This window comes from Microbacterium sp. ANT_H45B, assembly GCF_008369345.1.
Classification (GTDB): domain Bacteria; phylum Actinomycetota; class Actinomycetes; order Actinomycetales; family Microbacteriaceae; genus Microbacterium.
The window spans coordinates 1-3,597 of sequence record NZ_VOBK01000005.1; the positions used below are offsets into that span (position 1 = coordinate 1).

Consider the following 3,597-nt stretch of genomic DNA (forward strand, 5'->3'; position numbering starts at 1 on the left):
TAAAAGAAGTCCGGCGGTGTCCTACTCTCCCACAGGGTCCCCCCTGCAGTACCATCGGCGCTGTGAGGCTTAGCTTCCGGGTTCGGAATGTAACCGGGCGTTTCCCTCACGCTATGGCCGCCGAAACACTATAGATGTTTCAATCAAACACATAACAAAGTCATTGTCATGCGGTTCTCGACCGTACATCGAGAACCACTCAGTGGACGCGTAGCACCAACAAACGGTGTGTTATCAAGTCATCGGCTTATTAGTACCAGTCAGCTGCATGCATTGCTGCACTTCCACATCTGGCCTATCAACCCAGTAGTCTGGCTGGGAGCCTCTCACCCGAAGGTATGGAAATCTCATCTTGAGGCCGGCTTCCCGCTTAGATGCTTTCAGCGGTTATCCATCCCGAACGTAGCTAATCAGCGGTGCTCCTGGCGGAACAACTGACACACCAGAGGTTCGTCCAACCCGGTCCTCTCGTACTAGGGTCAGATCCTCTCAAATTTCCTACGCGCGCAGCGGATAGGGACCGAACTGTCTCACGACGTTCTAAACCCAGCTCGCGTACCGCTTTAATGGGCGAACAGCCCAACCCTTGGGACCTACTCCAGCCCCAGGATGCGACGAGCCGACATCGAGGTGCCAAACCATGCCGTCGATATGGACTCTTGGGCAAGATCAGCCTGTTATCCCCGAGGTACCTTTTATCCGTTGAGCGACAGCGCTTCCACAAGCCACTGCCGGATCACTAGTCCCGACTTTCGTCCCTGCTCGACCTGTCAGTCTCACAGTCAAGCTCCCTTGTGCACTTACACTCGACACCTGATTGCCAACCAGGTTGAGGGAACCTTTGGGCGCCTCCGTTACTTTTTGGGAGGCAACCGCCCCAGTTAAACTACCCACCAGGCACTGTCCCTGAACCGGATTACGGTTCGAAGTTAGATATCCAGAGTGACCAGAGTGGTATTTCAACAATGACTCCACACGAACTAGCGTCCATGCTTCACAGTCTCCCACCTATCCTACACAAGCCACACCGAACACCAATACCAAGCTGTAGTAAAGGTCACGGGGTCTTTCCGTCCTGCTGCGCGTAACGAGCATCTTTACTCGTAATGCAATTTCGCCGAGTTCGCGGTTGAGACAGTTGGGAAGTCGTTACGCCATTCGTGCAGGTCGGAACTTACCCGACAAGGAATTTCGCTACCTTAGGATGGTTATAGTTACCACCGCCGTTTACTGGGGCTTAAATTCTCAGCTTCGCCTTGCGGCTAACCGGTCCTCTTAACCTTCCAGCACCGGGCAGGCGTCAGTCCGTATACATCGTCTTGCGACTTGGCACGGACCTGTGTTTTTAGTAAACAGTCGCTACCCACTAGTCTCTGCGGCCACCACACGCTTTTGGGAGCAAGTCCCTATACGCGGATGGCCCCCCTTCTCCCGAAGTTACGGGGGCATTTTGCCGAGTTCCTTAACCACGATTCTCTCGATCTCCTTGGTATTCTCTACCTGACCACCTGAGTCGGTTTGGGGTACGGGCGGCTAGAACCTCGCGTCGATGCTTTTCTTGGCAGCATAGGATCATCCACTTTTTATCCGCATCGTGTCTCAGCCTCAATGAACGGCGGATTTGCCTACCGTTCGGCCTACGCACTTGCACCAGGACAACCATCGCCTGGCTTGGACTACCTTCCTGCGTCACACCTGTTAATACGCTAACCGCACCAGAATGGGGTCGTGCGCTAGGCCCAGAGCGTCACCCCGAAGGGATCAGTCACTGGGATTCAGACACTTAGCACTACTGGATTAGCTTGGGCGGTTCTTCGCCGGTACGGGAATATCAACCCGTTGTCCATCGACTACGCCTGTCGGCCTCGCCTTAGGTCCCGACTTACCCAGGGAAGATTAGCTTGACCCTGGAACCCTTGGTCTTTCGGAGGACGTGTTTCTCACACGTCTTTCGCTACTCATGCCTGCATTCTCACTCGTGTAGCCTCCACGGCTGGTTTACACCGCCGCTTCGCTGGCCACACGACGCTCTCCTACCCATCAACACGGCTGGACCACGAAGGCCTACCAATAATGTCAATGCCACAACTTCGGTGGCGTGCTTGAGCCCCGTTACATTGTCGGCGCGGAATCACTTGACCAGTGAGCTATTACGCACTCTTTCAAGGGTGGCTGCTTCTAAGCCAACCTCCTGGTTGTCAAGGCAACTCCACATCCTTTCCCACTTAGCACGCGCTTTGGGACCTTAGTTGGTGGTCTGGGTTGTTTCCCTCTCGACTATGAAGCTTATCCCCCACAGTCTCACTGCTGCGCTCTCACTTACCGGCATTCGGAGTTTGGCTGACGTCAGTAACCTTGTAGGGCCCATCGGCCATCCAGTAGCTCTACCTCCGGCAAGAAACACGCAACGCTGCACCTAAATGCATTTCGGAGAGAACCAGCTATCACGAAGTTTGATTGGCCTTTCACCCCTATCCACAGCTCATCCCCTCAGTTTTCAACCTAAGTGGGTTCGGTCCTCCACGACGTCTTACCGTCGCTTCAACCTGGCCATGGATAGATCACTTCGCTTCGGGTCTAGGACATGCGACTGAATCGCCCTATTCAGACTCGCTTTCGCTACGGCTACCCCACACGGGTTAACCTCGCCACATATCGCTAACTCGCAGGCTCATTCTTCAAAAGGCACGCTGTCACAGCTACTAAGGCTGCTCCAACGGTTTGTAAGCAAACGGTTTCAGGTACTATTTCACTCCCCTCCCGGGGTACTTTTCACCTTTCCCTCACGGTACTTGTCCGCTATCGGTCATCTGGGAGTATTTAGGCTTATCAGGTGGTCCTGACAGATTCACACGGGATTTCACGGGCCCCGTGCTACTTGGGATACTCTTCGCGCCACGGTTGGCATTTCGACTACGGGGTTGGCACCCTCTATGACCGGCCTTTCAAGACCGTTCGTCTATACCATCGTGTAACGCCGCCATCTCGGCAGAGATGACTGAAAAGTCCCACAACCCCCAACGTGCAACGCCTGCCGGCTATCACACACGCTAGGTTTAGCCTGTTCCGGTTTCGCTCGCCACTACTAACGGAATCGCGGTTGCTTTCTCTTCCTGTGGGTACTGAGATGTTTCACTTCCCCACGTTCCCTCTACCCGCCCTATATATTCAGGCGGGAGTCACTAGGTCGGCACGCCGCCCAGCGGGGTTTCCCCATTCGGACACCCTCGGATCAAAACTTGCTTATCAGTTCCCCGAGGCTTATCGCAGATTGCTACGTCCTTCTTCGGCTCCAGATGCCAAGGCATCCACCGTTTGCTCTTAAAGACTTGAAATCACATGAGTTTGAATCAGAATCGACGTGAACCCCGAAGGATCCACATGAAATTGACTAATGATCTTTAAGATCATCTTGTGCAACCGACCGAAGCCGGCTGCAAGATGCTCGCGTCCACTGTGTAGTTCTCAAAGTACGGGCGGTACCCCTACCAGCAACCCCCAACAGGGGAAACCAGAAGAGGCCCAGAGGTACAGAAACGATCCGAAGATCGCATCCGGTCCCTCAGGACCCAACAGCGTGCAGACACCCGTCCCCTC

2 rRNA genes are annotated in these 3,597 nt (G+C 54.3%); both read right to left on the reverse strand.

What is annotated here, in order from left to right:
• Positions 1-8 precede the first annotated feature (8 nt).
• Positions 9-125 (reverse strand): 5S ribosomal RNA (gene rrf, locus FQ142_RS17315).
• Positions 126-230: 105 nt separating this feature from the next.
• A 23S ribosomal RNA gene (locus tag FQ142_RS17320) occupies positions 231-3,335 on the reverse strand.
• Between the last annotated feature and the right edge of the window lie 262 nt (positions 3,336-3,597).